The 24206-nt window shown below is 60.1% G+C and carries 27 protein-coding genes; 15 read left to right on the plus strand and 12 right to left on the minus strand.

The window, feature by feature from the left end:
* Positions 1-54 precede the first annotated feature (54 nt).
* Genes arsC through QYQ93_RS17555 form a run of 3 tightly spaced genes read left to right on the plus strand, consistent with a single transcriptional unit; the run spans position 55 to position 1413 of the window.
* The gene (arsC, locus tag QYQ93_RS17545; protein ID WP_043046628.1) at positions 55-408 is read left to right on the plus strand and encodes an arsenate reductase (glutaredoxin); all 354 of its coding nucleotides are present in this window, start codon (positions 55-57) and stop codon (positions 406-408) included.
* On the plus strand, positions 405-1019 hold the full coding sequence (gene wrbA / locus QYQ93_RS17550; RefSeq protein WP_043046627.1) for an NAD(P)H:quinone oxidoreductase: 615 nt from the start codon (positions 405-407) through the stop codon (positions 1017-1019). The genes arsC and wrbA overlap by 4 nt, the downstream gene beginning before the upstream one ends.
* Entirely contained in the window at positions 1003-1413 is a 411-nt protein-coding gene (locus QYQ93_RS17555) for a DUF2069 domain-containing protein (protein WP_338475153.1), read from the plus strand. Before wrbA ends, QYQ93_RS17555 begins: the two co-directional genes overlap by 17 nt.
* A gap of 146 nt (positions 1414-1559) precedes the next feature.
* Here the strand turns inward: QYQ93_RS17555 and QYQ93_RS17560 are convergent, their stop codons facing one another.
* Both QYQ93_RS17560 and ttcA read right to left on the minus strand, forming a co-directional pair.
* Positions 1560-2231, minus strand: a complete 672-nt coding sequence (locus QYQ93_RS17560) for a DNA-3-methyladenine glycosylase I (protein ID WP_043046625.1) — start codon at positions 2229-2231, stop codon at positions 1560-1562.
* Between the two features lie 67 nt (positions 2232-2298).
* Positions 2299-3123: a tRNA 2-thiocytidine(32) synthetase TtcA gene (gene ttcA / locus QYQ93_RS17565; RefSeq protein WP_043046624.1), complete on the minus strand. Its 825-nt coding sequence runs from the start codon at positions 3121-3123 to the stop codon at positions 2299-2301.
* Positions 3124-3474: 351 nt separating this feature from the next.
* Here ttcA and QYQ93_RS17570 point away from each other — a divergent pair, with 351 nt between their 5' ends.
* Both QYQ93_RS17570 and QYQ93_RS17575 read left to right on the plus strand, forming a co-directional pair.
* Positions 3475-4077 carry a Yip1 family protein gene (locus QYQ93_RS17570; RefSeq protein ID WP_043046623.1) on the plus strand — a complete coding sequence of 201 codons (603 nt, stop codon included), beginning with the start codon at positions 3475-3477 and terminating at the stop codon, positions 4075-4077.
* Positions 4078-4206: 129 nt separating this feature from the next.
* Positions 4207-4701, plus strand: coding sequence for a SprT family zinc-dependent metalloprotease (locus QYQ93_RS17575; RefSeq protein ID WP_046072494.1), 495 nt, complete (start codon positions 4207-4209; stop codon positions 4699-4701).
* 93 nt (positions 4702-4794) lie between these two features.
* Here the strand turns inward: QYQ93_RS17575 and QYQ93_RS17580 are convergent, their stop codons facing one another.
* Complete coding sequence (locus QYQ93_RS17580; protein WP_338475154.1) at positions 4795-5970, minus strand: CaiB/BaiF CoA-transferase family protein; 1176 nt, start codon at positions 5968-5970, stop codon at positions 4795-4797.
* 157 nt (positions 5971-6127) lie between these two features.
* Here QYQ93_RS17580 and tusD point away from each other — a divergent pair, with 157 nt between their 5' ends.
* The 6 genes from tusD to QYQ93_RS17610 all read left to right on the plus strand — a co-directional run bounded on the left by tusD (position 6128) and on the right by QYQ93_RS17610 (position 9562).
* Entirely contained in the window at positions 6128-6520 is a 393-nt protein-coding gene (gene tusD / locus QYQ93_RS17585; RefSeq protein ID WP_217882346.1) for a sulfurtransferase complex subunit TusD, read from the plus strand.
* 1 nt (position 6521) lies between these two features.
* Positions 6522-6872: a sulfurtransferase complex subunit TusC gene (gene tusC, locus QYQ93_RS17590; protein WP_043046620.1), complete on the plus strand. Its 351-nt coding sequence runs from the start codon at positions 6522-6524 to the stop codon at positions 6870-6872.
* Positions 6872-7150, plus strand: coding sequence for a sulfurtransferase complex subunit TusB (gene tusB / locus QYQ93_RS17595; RefSeq protein ID WP_043046618.1), 279 nt, complete (start codon positions 6872-6874; stop codon positions 7148-7150). The genes tusC and tusB overlap by 1 nt, the downstream gene beginning before the upstream one ends.
* Positions 7147-7482: a TusE/DsrC/DsvC family sulfur relay protein gene (locus QYQ93_RS17600; RefSeq protein ID WP_338475155.1), complete on the plus strand. Its 336-nt coding sequence runs from the start codon at positions 7147-7149 to the stop codon at positions 7480-7482. Before tusB ends, QYQ93_RS17600 begins: the two co-directional genes overlap by 4 nt.
* On the plus strand, positions 7479-8480 hold the full coding sequence (locus QYQ93_RS17605; protein ID WP_338475156.1) for a glycosyl transferase family protein: 1002 nt from the start codon (positions 7479-7481) through the stop codon (positions 8478-8480). The genes QYQ93_RS17600 and QYQ93_RS17605 overlap by 4 nt, the downstream gene beginning before the upstream one ends.
* Positions 8481-8566: 86 nt before the next feature.
* Entirely contained in the window at positions 8567-9562 is a 996-nt protein-coding gene (locus tag QYQ93_RS17610; RefSeq protein WP_338475157.1) for a glutathione S-transferase family protein, read from the plus strand.
* Positions 9563-9676: 114 nt separating this feature from the next.
* On the opposite strand, the gene cysG is transcribed toward QYQ93_RS17610, so the two are convergent.
* From cysG to ftsK, 6 genes are read right to left on the minus strand one after another with little or no spacing between them, the layout of a single operon-like run.
* Positions 9677-11071, minus strand: coding sequence for a siroheme synthase CysG (gene cysG / locus QYQ93_RS17615; protein ID WP_043046611.1), 1395 nt, complete (start codon positions 11069-11071; stop codon positions 9677-9679).
* Positions 11072-12352: a serine--tRNA ligase gene (gene serS / locus QYQ93_RS17620; protein ID WP_043046610.1), complete on the minus strand. Its 1281-nt coding sequence runs from the start codon at positions 12350-12352 to the stop codon at positions 11072-11074.
* Between the two features lie 15 nt (positions 12353-12367).
* On the minus strand, positions 12368-12742 hold the full coding sequence (crcB, locus tag QYQ93_RS17625) for a fluoride efflux transporter CrcB (RefSeq protein ID WP_338475158.1): 375 nt from the start codon (positions 12740-12742) through the stop codon (positions 12368-12370).
* The gene (locus QYQ93_RS17630) at positions 12742-14064 is read right to left on the minus strand and encodes a replication-associated recombination protein A (protein ID WP_338475159.1); all 1323 of its coding nucleotides are present in this window, start codon (positions 14062-14064) and stop codon (positions 12742-12744) included. The genes crcB and QYQ93_RS17630 overlap by 1 nt, the downstream gene beginning before the upstream one ends.
* Positions 14065-14091: 27 nt before the next feature.
* Complete coding sequence (lolA, locus tag QYQ93_RS17635) at positions 14092-14715, minus strand: outer membrane lipoprotein chaperone LolA (RefSeq protein WP_016975527.1); 624 nt, start codon at positions 14713-14715, stop codon at positions 14092-14094.
* 54 nt (positions 14716-14769) lie between these two features.
* Positions 14770-17178, minus strand: coding sequence for a DNA translocase FtsK (ftsK, locus tag QYQ93_RS17640; RefSeq protein ID WP_043046607.1), 2409 nt, complete (start codon positions 17176-17178; stop codon positions 14770-14772).
* 497 nt (positions 17179-17675) lie between these two features.
* Here ftsK and aat point away from each other — a divergent pair, with 497 nt between their 5' ends.
* From aat to infA, 3 genes are all read left to right on the plus strand, one after another.
* Positions 17676-18356: a leucyl/phenylalanyl-tRNA--protein transferase gene (gene aat / locus QYQ93_RS17645; protein ID WP_043046723.1), complete on the plus strand. Its 681-nt coding sequence runs from the start codon at positions 17676-17678 to the stop codon at positions 18354-18356.
* A gap of 57 nt (positions 18357-18413) precedes the next feature.
* On the plus strand, positions 18414-19121 hold the full coding sequence (locus QYQ93_RS17650; RefSeq protein ID WP_043046606.1) for an arginyltransferase: 708 nt from the start codon (positions 18414-18416) through the stop codon (positions 19119-19121).
* 100 nt (positions 19122-19221) lie between these two features.
* On the plus strand, positions 19222-19440 hold the full coding sequence (gene infA / locus QYQ93_RS17655; RefSeq protein WP_002553999.1) for a translation initiation factor IF-1: 219 nt from the start codon (positions 19222-19224) through the stop codon (positions 19438-19440).
* Positions 19441-19684: 244 nt separating this feature from the next.
* Here infA and clpA read toward each other — a convergent pair whose 3' ends face one another.
* Entirely contained in the window at positions 19685-21955 is a 2271-nt protein-coding gene (gene clpA, locus QYQ93_RS17660) for an ATP-dependent Clp protease ATP-binding subunit ClpA (protein WP_043046605.1), read from the minus strand.
* 29 nt (positions 21956-21984) lie between these two features.
* A complete protein-coding gene (clpS, locus tag QYQ93_RS17665) occupies positions 21985-22353 on the minus strand; it encodes an ATP-dependent Clp protease adapter ClpS (RefSeq protein ID WP_005789091.1) in 369 nt (122 codons plus the stop codon).
* Positions 22354-22577: 224 nt separating this feature from the next.
* Here clpS and cspD point away from each other — a divergent pair, with 224 nt between their 5' ends.
* Positions 22578-22856: a cold shock domain-containing protein CspD gene (cspD, locus tag QYQ93_RS17670; protein ID WP_422394026.1), complete on the plus strand. Its 279-nt coding sequence runs from the start codon at positions 22578-22580 to the stop codon at positions 22854-22856.
* Positions 22857-22919: 63 nt separating this feature from the next.
* Here cspD and icd read toward each other — a convergent pair whose 3' ends face one another.
* Complete coding sequence (gene icd / locus QYQ93_RS17675; protein ID WP_043046603.1) at positions 22920-24176, minus strand: NADP-dependent isocitrate dehydrogenase; 1257 nt, start codon at positions 24174-24176, stop codon at positions 22920-22922.
* Between the last annotated feature and the right edge of the window lie 30 nt (positions 24177-24206).

Here is a 24206-nt window from a genome sequence, read left to right on the forward strand (position 1 = left end):
CAGGCGCCAGCGCAGGTAGAATACCCGCCACCTTACGCAAGATGCGACCCGCACATGACCGATCTGACGCTTTATCACAACCCGCGCTGCTCGAAATCCCGCGGTGCGCTCGAACTGCTGGAAGCCCGTGGCCTCGCCCCGACCGTGGTGCGCTACCTGGAAACCCCACTGGACGCGGCGCAAATCAAGGCCCTGCTGGAAAAACTGGGGGTCAGCGCACGTCAGCTGCTGCGCACCGGCGAAGACGAATACAAGACCCTCAACCTGGCCGACGCCAACCTCAGCGAAGCGCAATTGATCGCCGCCATCGCCGCCCATCCCAAGCTGATGGAGCGCCCGATCCTGGAAACCGCCGATAAAGCCATTATTGGCCGCCCACCCGAGAACGTGCTGGAGATCCTGCCGTGAGCGCGCCTTATGTGCTGGTGTTGTATTACAGCCGCAATGGCTCGGTGAGCGAGATGGCCCGGCAGATTGCCCGCGGCATCGAACAAGGCGGCATGGAAGCGCGGCTGCGCACGGTGCCGGCGATTTCCACCGAGTGCGAAGCCGTGGCACCGAGCATTCCCGATGAAGGCGCGCTGTATGCCAGCCTGGATGACCTGAAACACTGTTCGGGCCTGGCCCTGGGCAGCCCGACCCGTTTCGGCAACATGGCCGCGCCGCTCAAGTATTTCCTCGACGGCACCAGCAACCTGTGGCTCACCGGCGCGCTGGTGGGCAAGCCTGCCGGCGTGTTCACCTCCACCGCCAGCCTGCATGGCGGCCAGGAGACCACGCTGATGTCGATGCTGCTGCCGCTGTTGCACCATGGCATGCTGATCACCGGCCTGCCCTACAGCGAGCAGGCGCTGCTTGATACCCAGGGCGGCGGCACGCCTTACGGCGCCAGCCACCATTCCGGGCCCGACGGCAAGCGTATGCTCGACCCCCATGAAATCACCCTGTGCCGGGCACTGGGCCTGCGCCTGGCCAAGACCGCCACGCTGCTGGAGAACGGCCGTGGCCCGCAAACCTAAAATCCTGCCGCCCCAGGCGTGGCTGGAACCGCGGGTCAAGGTTGCACGGGCACTGAGCCTGCTGGCGTTTTTTGGCCTGGTGGGCTTGTTGTGCGTGTACTACCTGTTCATCGCCGACCTGCATGGGGCGCGCCCATGGGTGATCCTGCTGATCGAACTGGTGCCGCTGCTGGTACTGGCGCCAGGGATGATCATAGGTAGCGCCCGCGGGCATTCGTGGATGTGCTTTGTGGTGAACCTGTATTTCATCAAGGGCGCACTGGCGGCGTACGACCCAAACCGCCAATGGTTCGGGGTGCTGGAGATGCTGGCGAGCCTGGCGGTATTCTGTACGGCGCTGCTGTATGTGCGCTGGCGGCATCAGTTGAATCGGCGTTTGGCAGCAGAAACCTAAGCGATCGTTCCCACGCTCGGCGTGGGAATGCCGCCCAGGACGCTCTGCGTCCCGACGTCGATGCCTATTTCACGCTGTGGGCAATGTGACGCAGAGCGTCACAGGATGCATTCCCACGCGGAGCGTGGGAACGATCAGCGCAGTGATCAATGGTTCACGGTATACGCCAGCATCATCGACAGCTGGCACATCGGCCGCCCACTCTCGGCATGCCACTGGTTGAATGCGCCCTGCACCGTTGCCAAATCCCGCAGGCTGGTGGGGGCCTTATCGACGATCTTCTGTGCGTTCAACGCCGCCACTACGTCATAGCTCGGCACAAACGTATCCTTGCCCACCATCCGCAGAAACCGTGGCGCCGACAGCCCGCCCAACTGATGGCCGTGTTTGCTCAGGTATTTCCATAACCCGACGATATCAGTCACCGGCCAATCGGCGACAAACGCACCGAAGCTGCCCTTCTCCTGCTCGATATCGAGGATCATCTGCGCATTGCGCGGCACACTCTTGAGCTTGCCCAGGTGGCGGATGATGCGCGTGTCCTGCATCAGGCGCTCCAGATGTTCGGCACCCATCAGTACGACTTTTTCCGGGTCGAAACCGAAAAACACTTGCTCGAATGCCGGCCATTTGGCATCGACCACACTGTGCTTCAAGCCCGCACGAAACACCCGTAGCGCCAAGGTCGACAGGTAACGATCATCGGGGATCTTGCGCAATTGCGCCGGGGTTTTGGGCAAAGGCAGGTGGGCTTCCAGCTTGGCCGCCGAACCGAAGCGGTTCAGACAATATTCGTGCAGCCACTTGTAATCGCGCATGCCCTCTCCTGGCAGTTGAATTGAAAACGGCGCCCGCAAGCGCCGTTTACTAGAGCCTCGATGAGGCTCAGAGGTTCACTACATTGACGAAACGCGACGCGGCCGTCTCGTCGATTTTCAAGCTGGTGAAGTCGAACAGGTTGCGGTCGGCCAACTGCGACGGGATCACGTTCTGCAGGCTGCGGAAGATGCTCTCGGTACGCCCGGGGGTCTTGCGCTCCCAATCCAGCAGCATGTCCTTGACCACCTGGCGCTGCAGGTTTTCCTGGGAGCCGCACAGGTTGCAAGGGATGATCGGGAATTGCTTGAAGTCGGAGTACGCCTGGATGTCCTTCTCGTTGCAATACGCCAACGGGCGGATCACCACGTTGCGCCCGTCATCGGCGCGCAGCTTGGGCGGCATGGCCTTGAGCGAGCCATTGAAGAACATATTCAGGAAGAAGGTCTCAACGATGTCATCGCGATGATGCCCCAGGGCCATCTTGGTCGCGCCGATCTCGTCGGCAAAGGTGTAGAGCGTGCCACGGCGCAGCCGCGAGCACAGCGAGCAGGTGGTCTTGCCTTCCGGGATCAGCTCCTTGACCACCGAGTAGGTGTCTTTCTCGACGATGTGGTACTCGACGCCCAGTTCTTTCAAGTAGGCCGGCAGCACGTGCTCGGGAAAGCCTGGCTGTTTCTGGTCCATATTGACGGCGACGATCTCGAACTGGATCGGCGCGACCTTTTGCAGGTGCAGCAACACGTCAAGCATGGTGTAGCTGTCTTTGCCGCCGGAGAGGCAGACCATGACCTTGTCGCCGTCCTCGATCATGTTGAAATCGGCGACCGCTTCACCGGCCAGGCGCCGCAGGCGTTTTTGCAGTTTGTTCTGGTTGACCGTAAGAGTGCCCATGGCGCTTGAATCCGCTGAAGGTGTGTGACGAAAAGCCGGGTATTTTAGCGATATGAACGACCAAGTTCCAATGTGGGAGGGGGCTTGCTCCCGATAGCGGTGTGCCAGGCACTACAAGTGCTGGCTGATACACCGCTATCGGGAGCAAGCCCCCTCCCACATTTGACAGACCCTACCGCGATTAAGCGTCAGGTTTACAGCGCAATTTGCTCTAAAGGCCCTACAGTTATTCCGGTCATCACTTCCTATACTGCGACTTGAGGTCGCACACATATATCCAGACCTTTCAGGCCATGTGGCCCGTGGGCGCTCCGATGGGGGGCGATGGTAATAACGACAGGAGTGACTGGCATGATCCATCACGTCGTGGGGCTTTTTACCCATCCCGACCAGGAATGGCGGGAAATTCGTGGCGATAAGGAAGAAAGCATCGGCCACATGTACCTCACTCATACCCTGATCCTTGCGGCGATCCCCGCCGTATCCGCCTTTATCGGCACCACCCAGGTCGGCTGGGTCATCGGCAACCGCGCGCCGGTCATGCTGACCCAGGAAAGCGCGCTGTGGATGACCCTGATGTCTTATGCCGCCATGCTCGGCGGCGTGGCAGTGATGGGGGCATTCATCCACTGGATGGCGCGCACCTACGACGCCAGCCCCAGCATGGCCCGTTGCGTGGCCTTTGCCACCTACACCGCGACCCCGCTGTTTATCGGTGGGCTGGCGGCGCTCTACCCGCATATGTGGCTGGGCATGGTCGTGGGCACGGCGGCAATCTGCTACACGGTGTACCTGCTATATGTGGGGTTGCCGACTTTCATGAGCATCGACCCGGACGAAGGCTTCCTGTTCTCCAGCTCGGTACTGGCCGTGGGCCTGGTGGTACTGGTGGCGATCATGGCTTTTACTGTCATCGTCTGGGGCTTGGGCGTAGGGCCGATCTACACCAGCTGAACAAACAAGACCCTGGGACAAGGCCACCGCAAGGTGGCCTTGTGTGTTATGCATGACCATTCGGCGCCTGATAGATTCGGAAACACCCCACTTTGCGGCATACTGGGCGTCTCTGGAGATATGTACAGCATGCCCGAGCAACTCAATACCCGCGTCGAAGATTGTTTCCTGCAAGCCGAATCCTTTTTCAAACGAAGCTTCAAACGCCCCCAGGTCAGCCTCAAGCTGCGGGGCCAGAAAGCCGGTGTCGCGCATTTGCACGAGAACCTGCTGCGCTTCAACCCCCAGTTGTACCGTGAAAACAGCCAGCACTTTCTCAAGCAAACCGTGGCCCACGAAGTGGCGCACCTGATTGCCCACCAGTTGTTCGGCGAACGTATCCAGCCCCATGGCGAGGAATGGCAGCTGATCATGCGCGGGGTTTATGAACTGCCGCCGGATCGTTGCCATACCTATGAGATCAAGCGTCGCCAGGTAAAGCGTTATATCTATCGATGCCCGTGTGCGGACAGTGATTTTCCGTTTTCGGCGCAGCGCCATGGCCTGGTGAACCAAGGACGGCGGTATTTGTGTCGGCGGTGTCGGCAGACTCTGGTGTTCACCGGGGAAACTCGGGTGGAATGAGGGCCTCTTCGCAGGCAAGCCAGCTCCCACATTTGGATCTGTGAACGCAATCGAAATGTGGGAGCTGGCTTGCCTGCGAAAGCGTCGGCTCAGTCAACCTACAACCTTGGCCTGGCGCAATGCCTTTATCCGCTCAACACCGAACCCCAACTCCACCAGCACCTCATCACTGTGCGCCCCCACTGCCACACCAATATGCCGAGGCTCTGGCAAACCTTCAGAGAACTTCAGCGGGCAGGCCAATTGCGCTTGTGTCGAGCCATCCCCCCTGGGTACCTGGCTGACCAGTTCTCGAGCCTTCAACTGCGGATGTTCAACAGCCTCCGCCAGGCTCAACACCGGTTCCACACACGCATCCACCCCGGCGAACAGCTCGCAAAGCTCCTCAAAGCTGCGCTTCTCAAACTCTACCCGCAGGGCCTGCTTAAGAACGGCCTGCTGTTCAGGCTTCACGCTGTAGGCCGCCAGCTCCGGCTGACCCAGTGCCTCGCATAATTGCTGCATAAACGCTGGCTCCAAACTCCCCACCGACATCCAGCGTCCATCACGACTGCGGTAGTAGTCGTAGAAACTCCCACCATTGAGCACATGGTTCTCCCACTCAGGCATCACCCCGCAGGCCAGGTAACCGGCCCCGGCCATGGCGTTCAGGCTGAACGAGCAATCGGTCATGCTCACATCCAGGTACTGCCCCACCCCGCTCTGTTGCCTGGCAATCACCGCTGCCAGCAAGCCCACTACAGCATGCAGCGACCCGCCTGCCACATCGGCCAGTTGTACCCCCAGCGGCAGCGGCCCGCTGTCCCGGCGTCCGGTATGGCTGGCCACGCCGGCCAATGCCAGGTAATTGATATCGTGGCCGGCGCGGTCCTTGTAAGGGCCGGTCTGGCCATAGCCGGTAATCGACACATAAATCAGCCTGGGATTGATTGCCTTGAGCGCTTCATACCCCAAACCCAGGCGCTCCATGACCCCGGGGCGGAACTGCTCGACCAGAATGTCATGTTCCTTGACCAACTCACGCACGATCTCCAGCGCCTCGACCTGCTTGAGATCCAGGGCCAGGCTGCGCTTGTTGCGATTGAGATAGGCATGGCTCGCCGACGTGCCGCGGTCATGGGGCGGCAATACGCGCAGCAGGTCCATGCGCGTAGGCGATTCGATACGCAGCACCTCGGCGCCCATGTCCGCCAGCAGCAAGGAGGCAAACGGGCCGGGCAGCAAGGTGGAAAAATCCAGCACTTTAAGGGACGCCAAGGGACCTGACATACGGACTCCATCCGGGTTGCGAATTCCCACAGACTAGGCAGCCTTGCGCCTGTCGGCAATCGTCAGAACGATCAGCGGCAGTGACCGTTTTGATCACGGCGGGCTTTTTCGCGGCGGCGGCTTTATCATTGGCCCACGTTTGTTGGCAGAGTGTTCCATGAAGTTCGCGATTGCACTGTATAGCGCCGCCCACACGCCCTCCTCGCGCCGCGCCCTGTTGTTCGCCCAGGCAGCGCTGGCCGGCGGGCATGAGATTGTGCGACTGTTTTTTTATCAAGATGGCGTGTACAGCGCGTCCAATAACGTCGTTGCCCCCCAGGATGAGCAAGACATCGCCCGCCAATGGCGCGAGTTTGTCAGCCAGCACCAGCTTGACGGCGTGGTGTGCATCGCTGCGGCCTTGCGCCGTGGCGTGCTCAATGCAGAGGAAGCCACGCGCTATCAACGCAGCGCGGTCAATCTGGAAGCACCCTGGGCGCTGTCAGGCCTGGGTCAATTGCACGACGCAATCCAGGACGCCGACCGCCTGATCTGTTTTGGAGGGCCATGACATGTCCAAATCCCTGTTGGTGATCAGCCGCCAGGCCCCATGGTCCGGGCCGAGTGCGCGGGAAGCGCTGGATATCGTGCTGGCCGGTGGCGCGTTCGATCTGCCCATTGGCCTGCTGTTTCTTGACGACGGTGTGTTTCAGCTGGCGCCGCATCAGGACGCCAAGGCCGTGCAGCAAAAGGACCTCGGTGCCAACCTGCAGGCATTGGGGCTGTTTGGCATTGATGACGTATTCGCTTGCAGCCATAGCCTGGCGGAGCGCGGGCTCACTCCGCCGGCCAGCGCCCAGCCCCTTGGCAACGAAGACATTTGCAGACTGATTGACCGTTACGACCAGGTGATAACCCTCTGATGTCGACTTTACATGTGCTGTCTCATTCTCCGTTCACCGATAGCCGCCTCGACAGCTGCCTGCGCCTGTGTGGCCGTGAAGACGCGATCCTGCTCTGCGGCGATGGCGCCTACGGCTTGCACAGCCCTGCCCTGCACACCAAGGGCGTGAAGGTGTTTGTACTGGCCGAAGACATGCAGGCGCGTAGTTTGCCCCTGCCCGACTGGGCCGACAGCGTGGACTACCCAGGTTTCGTACAACTGTCGATCGACTACGACAAGGTCAATACCTGGCTATGAACACCCTGACCGTAGGCGCCCGCGCCCTGGAACTGGACAAGGACGGCTACCTCGTCGACCTGAATGACTGGTCCGACGAAGTGGCGCAGGCCCTGGCCGCCGCCGAAACCCTGGAGCTGACCCCGGATCACTGGGAGATCCTGCGGCTGCTGCGCCAGTTCTATGCCGAATTCCAGCTGTCCCCCGCCACGCGCCCGCTGATCAAGTACACCGCCTTGAAACTGGGCCCGGAGAAGGGCAACAGCCTGCGCCTCAACAAACTGTTCAACGGCACTCCCGCCAAACTCGCCGCCAAGCTGGCGGGCCTGCCCAGGCCGACGAATTGCTTATGACCGACTTTGCCCCCCTGACCCTCGCAACGCCCCAAGAGCATCCCTTTGCGCAGTTCGTGCGTATCCTCGGCAAAGGCAAGCGCGGCGCGCGCAACCTCACCCGCGAGGAAGCCCGGGAGGCCATGGGCATGCTGCTCGATGAAAAGGTCGAGGATACCCAGCTGGGTGCCTTCCTGATGCTGCTGCGCCACAAGGAAGAAAGCCCCGAAGAGCTTGCCGGCTTCACCGAAGCGGTACGTGAACGGCTCAACGCTCCAGCCCTGAATGTGGACATCGACTGGCCGACCTATGCCGGCAAGAAACGCCACCTGCCGTGGTTCCTGCTGGCGGCCAAGTGCCTGGCACAAAACGGCGTGCGCATCCTGATGCACGGCGGTGGTGCCCACACGGCGGGCCGGTTGTACACCGAGCAGTTGCTGGAGGCTCTAGGGATCCCGCTGTGCCGCAATTGGCAGCAAGTCGAGAGCGCCTTCGAGCACGGCAACCTGGCGTTTATCCCCCTGGGCGACTGGGCGCCGCAATTGCAACGCATGATCGACCTGCGCAACACCCTCGGCCTGCGCTCGCCCATCCACTCCCTGGCGCGGTTGCTCAACCCGCTGAATGCGCGTTGCGGCCTGCAAAGCATCTTCCACCCGGGTTACCAGGGCGTACATCGCGATGCCAGTGGCCTGCTCGGTGACAATGTGATTGTGGTCAAGGGCGACGGCGGCGAGATCGAGATCAACCCCGACACCCTCAGTCACCTGTATGGCACCACTGGCGGCCAGAGCTGGGACGAAGAGTGGCCCGCCCTCTCCGACCAGCGCCACGTCAAGCCAGCGACCCTGGAGCCCGAGCATCTGAAAGCGCTGTGGCGCGGCGACGTTGAGGACAGCTACCCGCAATTGGCCCTGATCGCCACCATGGCCCTCGCGTTGCGCGGCCTGGGCCACCCACGGCAACAGGCATTCGAATTGGCCCAGCAATACTGGGACGCACGGGACAAATCGATTTAATCGATAATTAACCCCGGGTCTTTGCGCTTTTAGTTCGAACTCACCCCGCTAGACTGGCTCCAACGCTTATAGCCAAGGAGTCAGTCATGGGTTTGCTGATTGAAGGACACTGGAAAGACCAGTGGTACGAAAGTAGCGCAGATGGCGCATTCCAGCGGGAGCAGGCACAACGCCGCAACTGGGTGACCGCCGATGGCCAGCCTGGCCCCAGCGGTGAAGGTGGCTTCCAGGCCGAGGCAGGTCGCTATCACTTGTATGTTTCCCTCGCCTGCCCCTGGGCGCACCGCACCTTGATCCTGCGCAAACTCAAGGGCCTGGAAAGCCTGATTGACGTCTCGGTGGTCAGCTGGTTGATGCTGGAAAACGGTTGGACCTTCGACAAGGCCCACGGCTCCAGCGGCGACAAACTGGACGGTCTGGACTTCATGCACCAGCGCTACACCGCCGAAACTGTCGATTACACCGGGCGCGTCACCGTGCCGGTGCTGTGGGACAAGAAGCTCAAGCGCATCGTCAGCAATGAGTCGGCGGAGATCATCCGCATGTTCAACAGCGCATTCAACGGGCTGACCGGCAACACGCTGGATTTTTATCCCGACACCCTGCGCCCAACCATCGACGCACTCAACGAACGCATCTATCCCGCCGTGAACAACGGTGTGTACCGCGCAGGCTTCGCCACGTCACAACAGGCTTATGAAAGTGCCTTTGATGATGTGTTTGCCGAGTTGGATCATTTGGAACAGCACCTGGACCAGCATCGTTATCTGGCCGGCGAATACCTGACCGAGGCCGATGTGCGGCTGTTCACCACGCTGATTCGTTTTGATGCGGTGTACTACAGCCACTTCAAGTGCAACCTGCGGCGGATTGCGGATTATGCGAATTTGTCGAACTGGCTGAGGGAGATGTATCAGTGGCCGGGCGTGGCTCAGACGGTGGATTTCGAGCATATCAAGGGACATTACTATGCCAGCCATCGCACGATCAATCCGACCGGGATTGTGCCGAAGGGGCCGTTGCAGGGGTTTGACAACAGCCATGATCGGGCGCGACTTTCAGGTAAAGGTGTCTTTAGTTGATCGGGATCATCGGTTGTATTTGATGGCCTCATCGGGAGCAAGCCCCCTCCCACATTTTGACTGTGTTCACAAACCAAAATGTGGGAGGGGGCTTGCTCCCGATGCTTTTAAGGCTCAGACCTGAGACTGAGCGTCCTCGAACCATTTGAGCTTCTCGCGCAGTACCACCACCTCACCCACGATCACCAATGTCGGTGCATGCACTTCATGCTCCGCCACCATGCGCGGCAAATCGGCCAGGGTGCCGGTGAACACGCGCTGGTTGGAAGTGGTGCCCTGCTGGATCAAAGCGGCCGGCGTGTCCGGCGAGCGCCCGTGCTTGATCAACTGCTCGCAAATGATCGGCAAGCCAATCAAGCCCATATAGAACACCAGGGTCTGCGACGGCCCCACCAGGTCCTGCCAGGGCAGATCCGACGTACCGTTCTTAAGGTGTCCCGTGATAAAGCGCACCGACTGCGCATAGTCGCGGTGCGTCAGCGGAATCCCGGCATACGCCGCACAACCACTGGCCGCCGTGATCCCCGGCACCACCTGGAACGGGATGCCATGGGCCGCCAGTTCCTCGATCTCTTCACCACCCCGACCAAAGATGAACGGATCGCCACCTTTGAGGCGCAGCACGCGCTTGCCTTGCTTGGCCAGGTCCACCAGTTGCTGGTTGATCTGGGCTTGCGGTACGGCGTGGTCAGCGCGGCGCTTGCCGACGTACACGCGCTCGGCGTCACGACGGCACAGTTCGAGAATCGCCGGCGCCACCAGGCGGTCGTAGAGCACCACGTCGGCTTGCTGCATCAGGCGCAGGGCGCGGAAGGTCAGTAGGTCCGGATCGCCCGGGCCAGCGCCCACCAGATAAACCTCACCGGGCGCGTGCGGCGGTGCGCCGTTGACCTTGTCGATCAGCAGGCGCTCGGCCTCGTCGCCCTGCCCGGCCAATTGACGGTCGGCAATCGGCCCCTGGAATACCTCTTCCCAGAACGCCCGGCGTTGCTGCACATCCGGGTACAAACCTTTGACCTGGGCACGAAAACGCGCCGCCAACCCGGCCAACTGGCCGTAGGTCGAGGGAATCCAGGTTTCCAGCTTGGCCCGGATCAAGCGCGCCAGTACCGGCGCATCGCCGCCACTGGAGACCGCAATCACCAAGGGCGAACGGTCGACAATCGCCGGGAAGATCACGCTGCACAAGGCCGGCGCATCCACCACATTGACCGGTACGCAGCGACGCTTGGCGTCACTGGACACCTGCGCGTTCAGTGGTTCATCGTCGGTCGCCGCGATGATCAGGGTGCAACCGTCAAGGTCGGACTCCTGATAACCGCGCAAAATCAGTTCCCCGCCACTGCCCAGCACCAGCTCGCGCAGCTGGTCTTCGATCTGGGGAGCAACCACCCGCAGCAATGCACCGGCGTCGGCCAGCAGCCGGGATTTGCGCAAGGCAATCTCCCCGCCACCGACGACCAACACACGACTGCCGCGCAGGTTATGAAACAGCGGCAGAAATTCCATTTAGCCGATGACCTCAACGCCGCCCATGTACGGCTTGAGCACCTCAGGCACACGGATCGAACCGTCAGCCTGCTGGTAGTTTTCCAGCACGGCCACCAGGGTACGGCCTACGGCCAGGCCCGAACCGTTAAGGGTGTGCACCAGCTCCGGCTTGCCGGTTTCCGGGTTACGGAAACGCGCCTGCATGCGACGGGCCTGGAAATCACCGCAGTTGGAGCACGATGAGATTTCGCGGTACTTGTCCTGGCTCGGCACCCACACTTCGAGGTCGTAGGTCTTCACGGCGCTGAAGCCCATGTCGCCGGTGCACAGGGCCAGGACGCGGTATGGCAGCTCCAGCAGTTGCAACACGCGCTCGGCATTGGCGGTCAGGCCTTCCAGGGCTTCCATGGAAGTCGACGGCTCGACCACCTGCACCATCTCGACCTTGTCGAACTGGTGCTGGCGAATCATGCCGCGCGTATCGCGGCCCGACGCACCGGCTTCACTGCGAAAGCACGGGCTGTGGGCAACCAGCTTCAACGGCAATTGCTTGGCATCGAGGATCTCGCCGGCGACGATGTTAGTCAGCGACACTTCGGCAGTCGGGATCAAGTACAGGTCAGCTTCACCGTCGCGAGTGATCTTGAACAGGTCTTCCTCGAATTTCGGCAACTGACTGGTGCCCATCAGCGCCGGTGCCTGGACCAGATACGGGGTGTAAGCCTCTTCGTAACCATGCTCACCGGTGTGCAGGTTGATCATGAACTGCGCCAGCGCACGGTGCATGCGCGCAATCGGGCCGCGCAGGAGTGCAAAGCGCGCACCGGACATTTTTGCCGCGGTTTCAAAATCCAGGCCGCCGGTCAATTCGCCCAGGGCGACGTGGTCCTTGATCTCGAAATCGAAGGCTTTGGGCGTACCCCAGCGACGTACTTCTACGTTGCCGTCTTCGTCTTCGCCCACCGGCACGGATTCGTGGGGCAGGTTCGGGATGCCCAGCAGGATCGAATCCAGCTCGGTCTGAATGCCTTCCAACTCGACCTTGCCCTCGGACAGCTCAGTGCCCATGCGCTCGACATCTGCCATCAACGGCGCGATGTCTTCGCCGCGCTGCTTGGCCTGGCCGATGGATTTGGAACGCGCATTACGCTCAGCCTGCAGTGCTTCGGTGCGGGTCTGGACGGTCTTGCGCTGTTCTTCCAGCGCTTCGATGCGCGCAACATCCAAGGCAAAGCCACGGGATGCCAGGCGGTCCGCTACGTCCTGAAGGTTGCTACGTAACAGTTTGGAATCGAGCATGTCGGTCTCTCGTTATCAAAGTTTGGTCAAGGACAGGCCGGCCCAGGTGGCGAGCAGCCCGCCGAATACGCTGATGCCCAGGTACCCGAAGGCGACCAGGGCCTGCCCGCTTTCCAGCAAGCGCAGCGTATCCAGTGAAAAGGATGAAAAGGTCGTCAGACCGCCTACAAAGCCGACAATCAAGCCGGCGCGAATTTCAATCGGCACTTCCGGGCGCAACAGGAACCAGCCGTACAACAGCCCGATAATCAAACAGCCCACCAGGTTGACCGCCAAGGTCGCCGCATAAAAATGCTTCGGCCACTGGGCGCTGACCCAGGTGCTGGCGGTGAAACGCAATAATGTACCAGCGATGCCGGCTATGGACACGGCAAGAATCGTCTTGAGCACTACTTTCTCCGCTGACGGGGGCTGAGACGGTCGAGTTGGGCCAGATGGTTGAGTTTTTCGCCGATCTTCAGCTCCAGGCCACGGGGCACCGGCTGGTAGAGCGGCAACGGTTCAAGCGCATCCGGGAAATAATCTTCGCCGGCTGCATAGGCATCCGGTTCGTCATGGGCGTAGCGATATTCATCACCGTAGCCCAGTTGCTTCATCAGTTTGGTCGGCGCGTTGCGCAAATGCATCGGCACTTCCAGCGAGCCATGCTCGGCCGCCGCCCGCAGGGCAGATTTGAAGCCCATGTACACCGCGTTGCTTTTCGGCGCGCAAGCCAGGTAGGTGATGGCCTGGGCCACCGCCAACTCGCCTTCCGGGCTGCCGAGGCGCTCCTGCACCTCCCAGGCCGCCAGGCACAGGCTCAAGGCACGCGGGTCGGCATTGCCGATGTCTTCACTGGCCATGCGCACCACGCGACGGGCCAGGTACAGCGGATCGCAACCGCCGTCGATCATGCGCGCGAACCAGTACAGCGCGCCGTCCGGGTTGGAGCCGCGCACGGATTTGTGCAGCGCGGAAATTTGGTCGTAGAAAGCTTCGCCGCCCTTGTCGAAACGCCGGCGCGTATCACCCAGCAGGCTTTGCAGCAGGTCGACGCCAATTTCGCCGCCGTCTTCGGCCAGGTCCGAGGCATTTTCCAGCAAATTGAGAAAGCGCCTGCCATCGCCATCGGCGGCGGTGAGCAGGATCTTGAAGCCTTCTTCACTGACACTCAGATGGCGCTTACCCAGGCCCTTGTCTTCATTCAAGGCTCGCTGCAGCAGCTTCTGCATCGCCGCTTCGTCCAGGCTTTTGAGCACGTAGACACGCGCTCGCGACAACAAGGCGTTGTTGAGTTCAAACGAAGGGTTTTCAGTGGTGGCGCCGATGAAGATCAAGGTGCCGTCTTCCACATACGGCAGGAACGCATCCTGCTGCGACTTGTTGAAGCGATGCACTTCGTCGACGAACAGAATGGTGCGCTTGCCGTATTGCCCGGCCTGCTGCTTGGCGACTTCCACCGCCTGGCGGATCTCCTTGACCCCGGCCAGCACTGCCGAGACTGTTTCAAAGTGCGCGTCCGAGACTTTCGCCAGCAGCCGCGCCAGGGTGGTCTTGCCCACGCCTGGCGGGCCCCAGAAAATCATCGAGTGCAGCACGCCCTGCTCCAGGGCTTCGCGCAAAGGCTTGCCGCGAGCGAGCAGGTGTTCCTGACCGACGTACTCATCCAGGTTGGTCGAGCGTAGGCGCGCGGCCAGGGGCTGGGCAATCGGGTCACTTCGAAACAGATCCATGGGCAGCGCTTGAAACCTCTGGGCAGTTTATTCCTGGATCACGTCGGCACCCTTGGGGATGTCGAACTTGAACTTGGAGGCAGGCACCGGCTGGTTGGCCTTGACCCCGGAAAACAGGATATCGGTGCGCTGGCCAACGCTGTCGACCAGGCGCATGTTATTGATCACGCCGTTGCCGAACGACAGGGACAGCGTGTCAAACAGCGTGTCCTTGGATTTTGGCTTGAGGGTGAACTCGATCACGTTGCTGGTCTGCTTGGAAGTGATGTCGAAACTATCGTTGATTTTCGACACGTCACCCGAGAGCAACAGCGCGGGGGTCTGATTCAGGCGCGGATCCAGCTTCTTGATGGTCGCCTGTTCCAGGTCCGGGTCCCACAGGGTGACTTTCTGGCCATCGGAAACGATGGTCTGCTCGGCCTTGCCTTCGGTATGCCAGTAGAACAAGCCAGGACGCTGCACCGCCATTTCACCGGCAGTTTCCTGCAGTTGGGTGCCACCGGCATCCAGGGTCAGCTGCGAGAAACGCGCGGTCAGGGTTTGGGATTTGTCCAACAGGTTCTTCAGGCTGGCGACGGAAGCCGGGTCAGCGTGGGCCGAGACAGCGGTCAGGGCCAGAGCCGGCAACAACAGCATGCGGATAAGGCGCATGGGAGTCCTCATTGAATGGTCAGGGCGTGGCGCGTGTTGCCACGCGCCACGGGGTCAGTCGCGCATCTGCCCGGGGGCGATGATTTCACGCGAGCCGTTGGTGTTCATGGCCGTTACGACGCCGGCGTGTTCCATGGCTTCGATCATGCGGGCAGCGCGGTTGTAGCCGATTTTCAGCTTGCGCTGCACTGCAGAGATAGAGGCGCGACGGCTTTCCAGCACGAAGGCCACCGCCTCGTCGTACAGCGCATCGGTTTCGGCATCATCGTCGCCACCGCCGCTGCCACCGTCGAAGCCGCTGCCGGCCTCTTCGACGCCAGCGAGGATGTCGTCGTTGTATTCCGGCGCGCCGCGCAGTTTCCAGGCTTCGACCACGCGGTGTACCTCGTCATCGGACACGAAGGCACCGTGCACGCGGATCGGCAGGCTGGTGCCGGGCGGCATGTAGAGCATGTCACCGTGGCCCAGCAGTTGCTCGGCGCCACCCTGGTCAATGATGGTGCGCGAGTCGATCTTGCTCGATACCTGGAACGCCATGCGTGTCGGGATGTTGGCCTTGATCAGGCCGGTGATCACATCCACCGACGGACGCTGGGTCGCGAGGATCAAGTGAATCCCGGCGGCACGGGCCTTCTGGGCGATACGGGCGATCAGTTCTTCAACCTTCTTGCCGACGATCATCATCATGTCGGCGAATTCGTCGACCACCACCACGATGGTCGGCAGCTTGGTCAGCAGCGGGGCTTCATCATGGATGCTCTCGCGCTTGTACAGCGGGTCGGTCAGCGGCGTGCCGGCATCCTGGGCTTCCTTGACCTTGGCGTTGAAGCCCGACAGGTTACGTACGCCCATCTTCGCCATCAGCTTGTAGCGGCGCTCCATCTCGGCCACGCTCCAGCGCAGGGCGTTGGCGGCGTCCTTCATATCGGTAACCACCGGGCACAGCAGGTGCGGAATGCCTTCGTAGATCGACAGTTCCAACATTTTCGGGTCGATCATGATCAGCTTGGCGTCATCCGGCCCGGACTTGAACAGGATCGACAGGATCATTGCGTTCACGCCCACCGACTTACCGGAACCGGTGGTACCGGCCACCAGCAGGTGCGGCATCTTCGCCAGGTCGGTGATCACCGGCTTGCCGCCGATGTCATGGCCGAGGGCCAGGGTAACGGGTGACTTGAAGTTGTCGTATTCGGGGGTCGACAGTACTTCGGAGAAACGCACGATCTGGCGGTCTTCGTTGGGAATCTCGATACCCACGGTGGTCTTGCCCGGGATCACTTCCACCACCCGCACGCTGGTCACGGCCAGGGAGCGCGCCAAGTCTTTGGCCAGGTTGGAAATGCGGCTGACCTTCACACCCGCGGCCGGCTGGATTTCGTAACGGGTAATCACTGGGCCTGGGTGGATCGAATCCACCGAGACTTCGACGCCGAACTCCTTGAGCTTGATTTCCAGCAGGTGACCCACGGCCGCCAGGGATTCCGGGGAATAATTGAGCTGTTTCTTTTCTGCCGGGTCGAGAATCGAGATCGGCGGCAAGGTGCCTTCCACGGCGCTGTCGATGAACAACGGCGCCTGCTTCTCTTTCTGCACGCGATGGCTGGGTTCCGGCGCCTTGGGCGGTGCCGGAGCGATCACCGGTGGCACTTGCTTCTCGCGGTCCGACATGTGCTTGCTCAGGGCCTGCTCGCGCTCGATCAAGCGTTCCTTGACCTTGGCCTGCTCGCGCCGGTCCGGGGTGCTTGGAGCCACTATTTCGTTGACACGGGTGTCCACCTCGCGAAGCTGCGCAACCATCTGCTTGCGCTCGACACGGGCGGCCCACCAGCGGTTGGCGGCCCCTTGGAACAACTCGAACAGGTCAAGGGTGATCTTGCCTGTCACGTCCATCACCTTGAACCATGACAGGTCGGTAAAGACCGTGAGGCCGAACAGGAACAGCGCGATAAACATCAGGGTACTGCCCTGTATGTTCAGGGTCCTGCGGGCCAGGTCGCCAAGGCTTTCGCCCAGGGCCCCGCCAGCACCCGCCGGCAGGCCGGTCGGCGCATGAAAGTGAATATGCGCCAGCGCCGCGCCGGAGAGCACCAGGAACACCAGGCCGATCAGGCGCCAGGAGAACAGCCAGCCGCTCCACTGCCACGGCTCATGGCGCTGGCGGAAGATCTGCCAGGTCTTGATCGCCAGCAGCAGCGGGAAAATGTAGGCGAAGTAACCCAGGATCATGAACAGGATATCGGCACTGTAGGAACCCACGGGGCCACCGAAATTCTGCACATCATCGATCTTGCTGTTATGACTCCAGCCCGGGTCGTCCTTGCCGTAGGTGAGCAAGGCCATCATCAGGAACAGGCACAGGGCACCGATGGCTATCAGTGCGCCTTCCTTGAGTCGATAATGCAGGTGCTGGCGCCAGGCCGGTACGACTGCTGCTTTAGGTGCTGCGGCGGATTTCTTCAAAACGGGTCTTTTCCTGCGCCTTTAGCGCGTCCATCTGTTGAATGACTACACATGACTGCTCTATCCCGAGCAGCTGAAAAATGAACGAATGTTGCTGAATCTACTTTTAACACCGGGTGATGGATAGGTGAAATGGCGATAACGCCACAATGGCCGCATTGTACGGGTTTGCGTGCGCGATGCCACACACTTGCCCTTCACCCGGCAGACTGGACAATTGCGTTGTCACAGCCTGTTCAATTTGAGCATGCATTGTCTTTGCTGACAAAGGCTTATGAGCTGTATTTAGCAATCCAGGCAAGCTTGGCAGATGGCCGGCATTCCTCAGCCCCGATTACGACCACGCCTGATGCACGGAGTTGCAGAAATACCCGCTCATGCTAATCCTGGCCGATAACCTATTCGGGCTGGCCCCCTGGCGCCAGGTCGACAATAATCAACGCTTGCGGGGCAGGCGTCGCCTGCCACTCCCCTCCCCTGCCATAAGCCTGGATGCCATGCTGACCTGGTTACAACGCGACACCCTGACTTTCCCACCCTTGGCCAAGGCCCTGCGCGAACCCAATGGTCTGCTTGCCGCTGGTGGCGACCTGTCAGCCGAACGCCTGATCCAAGCCTATCGCCATGGCTGCTTTCCGTGGTTCTCCGAGGGCCAGCCGATCCTCTGGTGGTCACCCGACCCGCGTACGGTGATTTTCCCCGACGAACTGCATGTCTCCCGCAGCCTGGCCAAACTTCTGCGCCAGCAGCGCTATACGGTGACGTTCGATCAGGACTTCGCAGCGGTCATCCAGGCGTGCGCCGCGCCGCGCGCCTACGCGGACGGCACCTGGATCACCGAGGGTATCCAGAGCGCCTACCTGGAGCTGCACCAGCGTGGTTACGCCCATTCCGTCGAGGTGTGGGACCAGGGCGAACTGGTGGGCGGGCTGTATGGCCTGGCGATGGGCCAACTGTTCTTTGGCGAGTCCATGTTCAGCCGCGCCGACAACGCCTCGAAATTTGGTTTCGCCACACTCACCCGCCAGTTGCAGGCTTGGGGCTTTGTGCTCATCGACTGCCAGATGCCCAACGATCACCTGCATAGCCTGGGTGCCCGGGCCATACCGCGCAGCGACTTCGCCAACTTCTTGCACAAGCATCTGGACCAACCCAGCTCTGGACCGTGGGTTTCCTAGGCGACTTTCGCCCACCTGGCTTACACTTATTTCAAAGCTTTAACCCGAGGGTTGATCATGACCGAGCTGGCGCGCTTGAAGTTTTATGCCACTCAAGCCCACTCTTGCAGCTACCTGCCCGACGAGCAGGCCACCACGTTGTTCCTCGACCCCAGCCAGCCGATGGACGTGCATGTGTACGCCGACCTGTCCGAGATGGGGTTTCGGCGCAGCGGTGATCACCTGTACCGACCTCATTGCCAGAATTGCAATGCCTGCGTGCCGGCGCGCATCCCTGTCACGCAATTTCTGCCGGATCGAAATCAGAAACGCATCCTCAAGCGCAACGCCGACCTGACGGTAACGGCCACCAAGCCGCAGTACAGTGAAGAATATTTCGATCTTTACCAGCGCTACATCGAACAACGCCACGCCGATGGCGATATGTTCCCGCCCAGCCGCGATCAATTTTCTACCTTCCTGGTACGCGACCTGCCGTTCTCGCGCTTCTACGAGTTCCGCCTCGACGGTCGCCTGCTGGCAGTGGCCGTCACCGACCTACTGCCCAACGGTCTGTCGGCGGTGTACACCTTCTATGAACCTACCGAGGAGCGCCGCAGCCTCGGGCGCTTTGCCATCCTCTGGCAAATAGGCGAGGCACTGCGCCAGGAATTGGAGGCGGTGTACCTCGGATACTGGATCAAGAACTGCAAAAAGATGAACTACAAGACCCAATATCGGCCCATTGAGCTGCTGATTAATCAAAGATGGGTCACGCTTAACTAGAACCCCTTGGCTTGAACACCCTTTTTCGGGCACAATGCACGCCGCTTTTGCCTGGCGCAGTTGCACCGGGCCATTCACTGGATACCGAGGGCTTTACTGCATGTCGAAAGAAGACAGCTTCGAAATGGAAGGCACTGTCGTCGACACCCTGCCCAACACCATGTTTCGCGTGGAGTTGGAAAATGGGCACGTCGTAACCGCGCATATCTCCGGCAAGATGCGCAAGAACTACATTCGTATTCTTACCGGTGACAAAGTGCGCGTCGAGCTGACGCCCTATGACTTGAGCAAAGGGCGCATCACTTACCGCGCTCGTTAAGCAAGTCAATACAAGACGCCCGGTTATGCCGGGCGTTTTTGTGTGGGTGGGATTTACCAAGCAATAGGGAACCCTGTGGGAGGGGGCTTGCTCCCGATAGCAGTGTGTCAGCAACTAATCTGTTGTTGAGCCACCGCTATCGGGAGCAAGCCCCCTCCCACATTGGATCTCCACTGCTCTGAGAATTGCATTTCAAGTCAGCAAAAAGGCGCCTTTCGGCGCCTTTTTTATTGCTGCAGAGCGATCAGGCCATTTCCGCCGTGGTCTCGAACTCGAAGGTCAGCTCGCCATCCTTCAGGTCGATATGCACCACGCCGCCATGGTCGGAGAGTTCGCCGAACAGGATCTCTTCGGCCAACGGCCGCTTGATCTTGTCCTGGATCAGACGCGCCATCGGGCGAGCGCCCATTGCCGCGTCGTAGCCACCCTCTGCGATCCAGCTGCGCGCCGCTTCCGTCACATCCAGCTGCACGCGCTTGTCTTCCAGCTGCGCTTGAAGCTCGGTGAGGAACTTGTCCACCACGCTTTTGATAACCTCATGACTGAGGCGACCAAACTGGATAATGGTGTCCAGACGGTTGCGGAACTCCGGCGTGAAGCTCTTCTTGATCACTTCCATCGCATCGGAGGAGTGATCCTGATGCGTGAAGCCAATCGAAGCCCGCGCAGCGGTTTCAGCACCGGCGTTGGTGGTCATGATCACGATCACATTGCGGAAGTCCGCCTTGCGCCCGTTGTTGTCGGTCAGGGTGCCGTGATCCATGACCTGCAACAGCAGGTTGAAGACTTCCGGATGAGCCTTTTCGATTTCATCGAGCAGCAATACGCAATGCGGCTGCTTGGTGATCGCCTCGGTCAACAGGCCGCCCTGGTCGAAGCCGACATAGCCCGGAGGCGCACCGATCAGGCGCGACACGGTGTGGCGCTCCATATACTCGGACATGTCGAAACGTACCAGCTCGATTCCCATGGCCTTGGCCAATTGCCGCGCCGCTTCGGTTTTGCCGACGCCGGTAGGCCCTGCGAACAGGAACGACCCGACCGGCTTGTCCGGCGACTTGAGGCCCGCACGGGACAACTTGATCGCGGTGGACAGCGAGTCGATGGCCGCATCCTGACCAAACACGGTGAGCTTGAGGTCGCGCTCCAGGTTACGCAGCAGCTCTTTGTCGGAACTGGTGACGTGTTTTGGCGGAATCCGCGCGATCTTCGCCACGATGTCCTCGACCTGAGGCACGTCAATGCGCTTCACACGTTTCTCGACCGGCTGCAGGCGCTGATAGGCCCCCGCCTCGTCGATCACGTCGATGGCCTTGTCCGGCATGTGCCGGTCATTGATGTAGCGCGACGCCAGCTCAGCCGCGGCACGCAGGGCCTCATCAGTGTATTCGATGCCATGGTGCGCCTCGAAGCGCCCCTTGAGCCCGCGCAGGATGCCAATGGTGTCTTCAACCGAAGGCTCGGACACGTCGACTTTCTGGAAGCGACGCGCCAGGGCACGGTCTTTCTCGAAGATGCCACGGAATTCCTGGAACGTGGTCGAACCGATGCAGCGGATATCGCCCGACGACAGCAACGGCTTGAGCAGGTTGGAGGCGTCCATCACCCCACCGGATGCTGCACCAGCGCCGATAATGGTGTGGATCTCGTCGATAAACAGGATCGCCTGCGGGCGTTTTTTCAGCTCGCCGAGCAACGCCTTGAAGCGCTTCTCGAAATCGCCCCGGTACTTGGTCCCGGCGAGCAAAGCGCCCAGATCAAGGGAGTAGACGACGCTGTTGGCCAACAGGTCCGGGACCTGATTGTCGACAATGCGCTTGGCCAGGCCTTCGGCGATCGCGGTTTTACCCACGCCCGCCTCCCCAACCAGCAACGGATTGTTCTTGCGCCGACGAGCAAGGATCTGCGCTACACGCTCAACCTCAAGCTCACGCCCCACCAGCGGATCGATCCGCCCCTGGCGCGCCAATTCGTTGAGATTGCTGGCATAGGCATCCAGTGGATTGCCCGAAGAAGAAGACTCACCGCCCTCGTCATCCTGCATTTCCTGCTCACCCTCGGAATGATCGCCGTGCCCAGGCACTTTGGAGATACCGTGGGCGATGTAATTGACTACATCAATACGGGCAACGCTCTGCTGCTTGAGCAGGAACACGGCCTGGCTTTCCTGCTCGCTGAAAATTGCCACAAGCACGTTCGCGCCCGTGACCTCACGCTTACCGGAGCTCTGTACGTGGAAAACAGCACGCTGCAATACCCGCTGGAAGCCCAGGGTTGGCTGGGTTTCACGGTCCTCGTCATGCACGGGGATCAGTGGCGTGGTGGAGTCGATGAACTCCTGCAGGTCGTGCTTGAGCTTGTCGAGGTTGGCGCCGCACGCACGCAGAACGGTGGCGGCAGCTTCGTTATCCAAAAGTGCCAGCAGCAGGTGTTCGACGGTCATGAATTCATGACGCTTCGAACGAGCCTCCTTGAAGGCAAGATTAAGGGTGACTTCGAGCTCGCGGTTTAACATAGCTTCACCTCATACCCAAGTGGTCGGCGTTAACCGTCCTTCTCGATTTCACAGAGTAGCGGATGCTGGCTTTCCCTGGCGTACTGGTTGACCTGCATGGCCTTTGTCTCGGCGATGTCGCGGGTAAACACTCCACATACTGCCCGTCCTTCTGTGTGAACGGCCAGCATTACCTTGGTCGCCAACTCGCGGTTCAGGTTAAAAAACACCTCGAGCACTTCGACGACGAAATCCATCGGTGTGTAGTCATCATTGAACAAAACCACCTTGTACATCGGCGGCGCCTGTAAAGCAGGCTTGGCCTCCTGGACAGCAATGCCTGCAGAACCGTCGTCATCATGTTCCTGATCCGGGCGATCCTGATTGAATGTTAGTCGAATCTGGCTGTTTGCATGCATGGAAAGAAAGGTTCGTCAGTGGTTCAATTACAGTGGTGGGGGCGACCTGTCAGAATTTCAACTCTGACCGGCTGGTCGCCTTGACTATCGGCGAATCGGTGTTACAACCAATAGAACCCACAGTGGGTAAAAAAGGTCCGCGCAGTCAACCTTATTTATTCGGGTTAGGACGGATAGACAGGATGATACTCCAGTGATGGAGTCTGGTGCAGAGGGATATGGGAATGGCTAGTGGTAAGGTCAAGTGGTTCAACAATGCCAAGGGTTACGGCTTCATTATCGAGGACGGCAAGGATGAAGACCTTTTTGCGCATTACTCAGCGATCAAGATGGATGGGTATAAGACATTGAAAGCGGGCCAGCCTGTCTGCTTTGAAATTATTCAAGGCCCCAAGGGCAAGCACGCTGTGAATATCGGTACGCCCATCGCCCCTAAAGACACTGCAAAAACGGAAGCGCCCGCTCAAAAAATCAAAAAAGCAACTGGCCTGATCAGCCACTGAGCATAGCCTTGAATGCCAAACCGGCCATTCTGAATCATCAGAACGGCCGGTTTTTTTGCCTGCTTACATGTGCTTGATCAACGCATCGCCAAACCCCGACGACGACACCAACGTAGCGCCATCCATCAGGCGCTCGAAGTCATAGGTCACCGTCTTGGCCGAAATCGCACCATTGGTGCCCTTGATAATCAGGTCAGCCGCCTCGGTCCAGCCCATATGGCGCAGCATCATTTCTGCCGACAGGATCAATGAGCCCGGGTTGACCTGGTCCTTGCCCGCATATTTGGGCGCCGTACCGTGGGTCGCTTCGAACATCGCCACGGTGTCGGACAGGTTGGCCCCAGGCGCGATGCCGATGCCGCCCACTTCCGCCGCCAAAGCGTCAGACAGGTAGTCGCCGTTCAGGTTAAGCGTCGCGATGACGTCATATTCAGCTGGACGCAGCAGGATCTGCTGGAGCATGGCGTCGGCGATGGCATCCTTGACCACTACGTTCTTGCCGGTCCTGGGGTTCTTGAACTGCATCCACGGGCCGCCGTCCAGCAGGGTCGCACCGAACTCTTCGGCCGCCACTTCATAGGCCCATTCCTTGAAGGCACCTTCGGTGAACTTCATGATGTTGCCTTTGTGCACGATGGTCAGCGAATCGCGGTCGTTATCCACGACATATTGCAGGGCCTTGCGCGCCAGGCGCTTGGTGCCTTCTTTCGACACCGGTTTGACGCCGATCCCGCAGTCCTGGTCGAAACGGATCTTGGTAACGCCCATTTCCTCCTTGAGAAACTTGATTACCTTGATCGCCTCAGGCGAACCAGCTTTCCACTCGATGCCGGCGTAAATATCCTCGGAGTTCTCGCGGAAGATGGTCATGTCCACGTCGCCAGGTTTCTTGACCGGGCTGGGCACGCCTTCGAACCAGCGCACCGGGCGCAGGCACACATACAGGTCGAGCTGCTGGCGCAGTGCCACGTTCAGTGAGCGAATACCACCACCGACCGGCGTGGTGAGCGGCCCTTTGATGGACACCACGTAATCCTTGACCGCATCCAGGGTTTCCTGGGGCAGCCAGGTATCCTGGTCGTAGACCTGTGTAGCCTTTTCGCCGGCATAAACCTCCATCCACGAGATCTTGCGCTTGCCGCCATAAGCCTTTTCAACAGCTGCGTCGACCACCTTGATCATCACCGGGCTGATGTCGACGCCGATACCGTCACCTTCGATATAGGGGATGATCGGTTGGTCAGGAACATTGAGAGAATGGTCTGCATTGACGGTGATTTTGTCGCCGACTGCCGGAACCTGAATCTTCTTGTATCCCATGCTGAACTCCATCTATGGATTGAACATCTG

The organism is Pseudomonas khavaziana, assembly GCF_036704165.1.
Lineage (GTDB): Bacteria > Pseudomonadota > Gammaproteobacteria > Pseudomonadales > Pseudomonadaceae > Aquipseudomonas > Aquipseudomonas khavaziana.

What these genes read in the sequence shown, in the direction of transcription:
- clpS (WP_005789091.1), bottom strand. Translation starts at nt 22,353, where the DNA reads ATGCATGCAAACAGCCAGATTCGACTAACATTCAATCAGGATCGCCCG.
- lolA (WP_016975527.1), bottom strand. Translation starts at nt 14,715, where the DNA reads ATGCGCCTTATCCGCATGCTGTTGTTGCCGGCTCTGGCCCTGACCGCT.
- icd (WP_043046603.1), bottom strand. Translation starts at nt 24,176, where the DNA reads ATGGGATACAAGAAGATTCAGGTTCCGGCAGTCGGCGACAAAATCACC.
- ttcA (WP_043046624.1), bottom strand. Translation starts at nt 3,123, where the DNA reads ATGGGCACTCTTACGGTCAACCAGAACAAACTGCAAAAACGCCTGCGG.
- QYQ93_RS17630 (WP_338475159.1), bottom strand. Translation starts at nt 14,064, where the DNA reads ATGGATCTGTTTCGAAGTGACCCGATTGCCCAGCCCCTGGCCGCGCGC.
- tusB (WP_043046618.1), top strand. Translation starts at nt 6,872, where the DNA reads ATGTCGACTTTACATGTGCTGTCTCATTCTCCGTTCACCGATAGCCGC.
- tusC (WP_043046620.1), top strand. Translation starts at nt 6,522, where the DNA reads ATGTCCAAATCCCTGTTGGTGATCAGCCGCCAGGCCCCATGGTCCGGG.
- QYQ93_RS17560 (WP_043046625.1), bottom strand. Translation starts at nt 2,231, where the DNA reads ATGCGCGATTACAAGTGGCTGCACGAATATTGTCTGAACCGCTTCGGT.
- QYQ93_RS17605 (WP_338475156.1), top strand. Translation starts at nt 7,479, where the DNA reads ATGACCGACTTTGCCCCCCTGACCCTCGCAACGCCCCAAGAGCATCCC.
- serS (WP_043046610.1), bottom strand. Translation starts at nt 12,352, where the DNA reads ATGCTCGATTCCAAACTGTTACGTAGCAACCTTCAGGACGTAGCGGAC.
- arsC (WP_043046628.1), top strand. Translation starts at nt 55, where the DNA reads ATGACCGATCTGACGCTTTATCACAACCCGCGCTGCTCGAAATCCCGC.
- QYQ93_RS17610 (WP_338475157.1), top strand. Translation starts at nt 8,567, where the DNA reads ATGGGTTTGCTGATTGAAGGACACTGGAAAGACCAGTGGTACGAAAGT.
- QYQ93_RS17600 (WP_338475155.1), top strand. Translation starts at nt 7,147, where the DNA reads ATGAACACCCTGACCGTAGGCGCCCGCGCCCTGGAACTGGACAAGGAC.
- tusD (WP_217882346.1), top strand. Translation starts at nt 6,128, where the DNA reads ATGAAGTTCGCGATTGCACTGTATAGCGCCGCCCACACGCCCTCCTCG.
- aat (WP_043046723.1), top strand. Translation starts at nt 17,676, where the DNA reads ATGCTGACCTGGTTACAACGCGACACCCTGACTTTCCCACCCTTGGCC.
- infA (WP_002553999.1), top strand. Translation starts at nt 19,222, where the DNA reads ATGTCGAAAGAAGACAGCTTCGAAATGGAAGGCACTGTCGTCGACACC.
- QYQ93_RS17570 (WP_043046623.1), top strand. Translation starts at nt 3,475, where the DNA reads ATGATCCATCACGTCGTGGGGCTTTTTACCCATCCCGACCAGGAATGG.
- QYQ93_RS17650 (WP_043046606.1), top strand. Translation starts at nt 18,414, where the DNA reads ATGACCGAGCTGGCGCGCTTGAAGTTTTATGCCACTCAAGCCCACTCT.
- clpA (WP_043046605.1), bottom strand. Translation starts at nt 21,955, where the DNA reads ATGTTAAACCGCGAGCTCGAAGTCACCCTTAATCTTGCCTTCAAGGAG.
- QYQ93_RS17580 (WP_338475154.1), bottom strand. Translation starts at nt 5,970, where the DNA reads ATGTCAGGTCCCTTGGCGTCCCTTAAAGTGCTGGATTTTTCCACCTTG.
- cysG (WP_043046611.1), bottom strand. Translation starts at nt 11,071, where the DNA reads ATGGAATTTCTGCCGCTGTTTCATAACCTGCGCGGCAGTCGTGTGTTG.
- QYQ93_RS17575 (WP_046072494.1), top strand. Translation starts at nt 4,207, where the DNA reads ATGCCCGAGCAACTCAATACCCGCGTCGAAGATTGTTTCCTGCAAGCC.
- cspD (WP_422394026.1), top strand. Translation starts at nt 22,578, where the DNA reads ATGGCTAGTGGTAAGGTCAAGTGGTTCAACAATGCCAAGGGTTACGGC.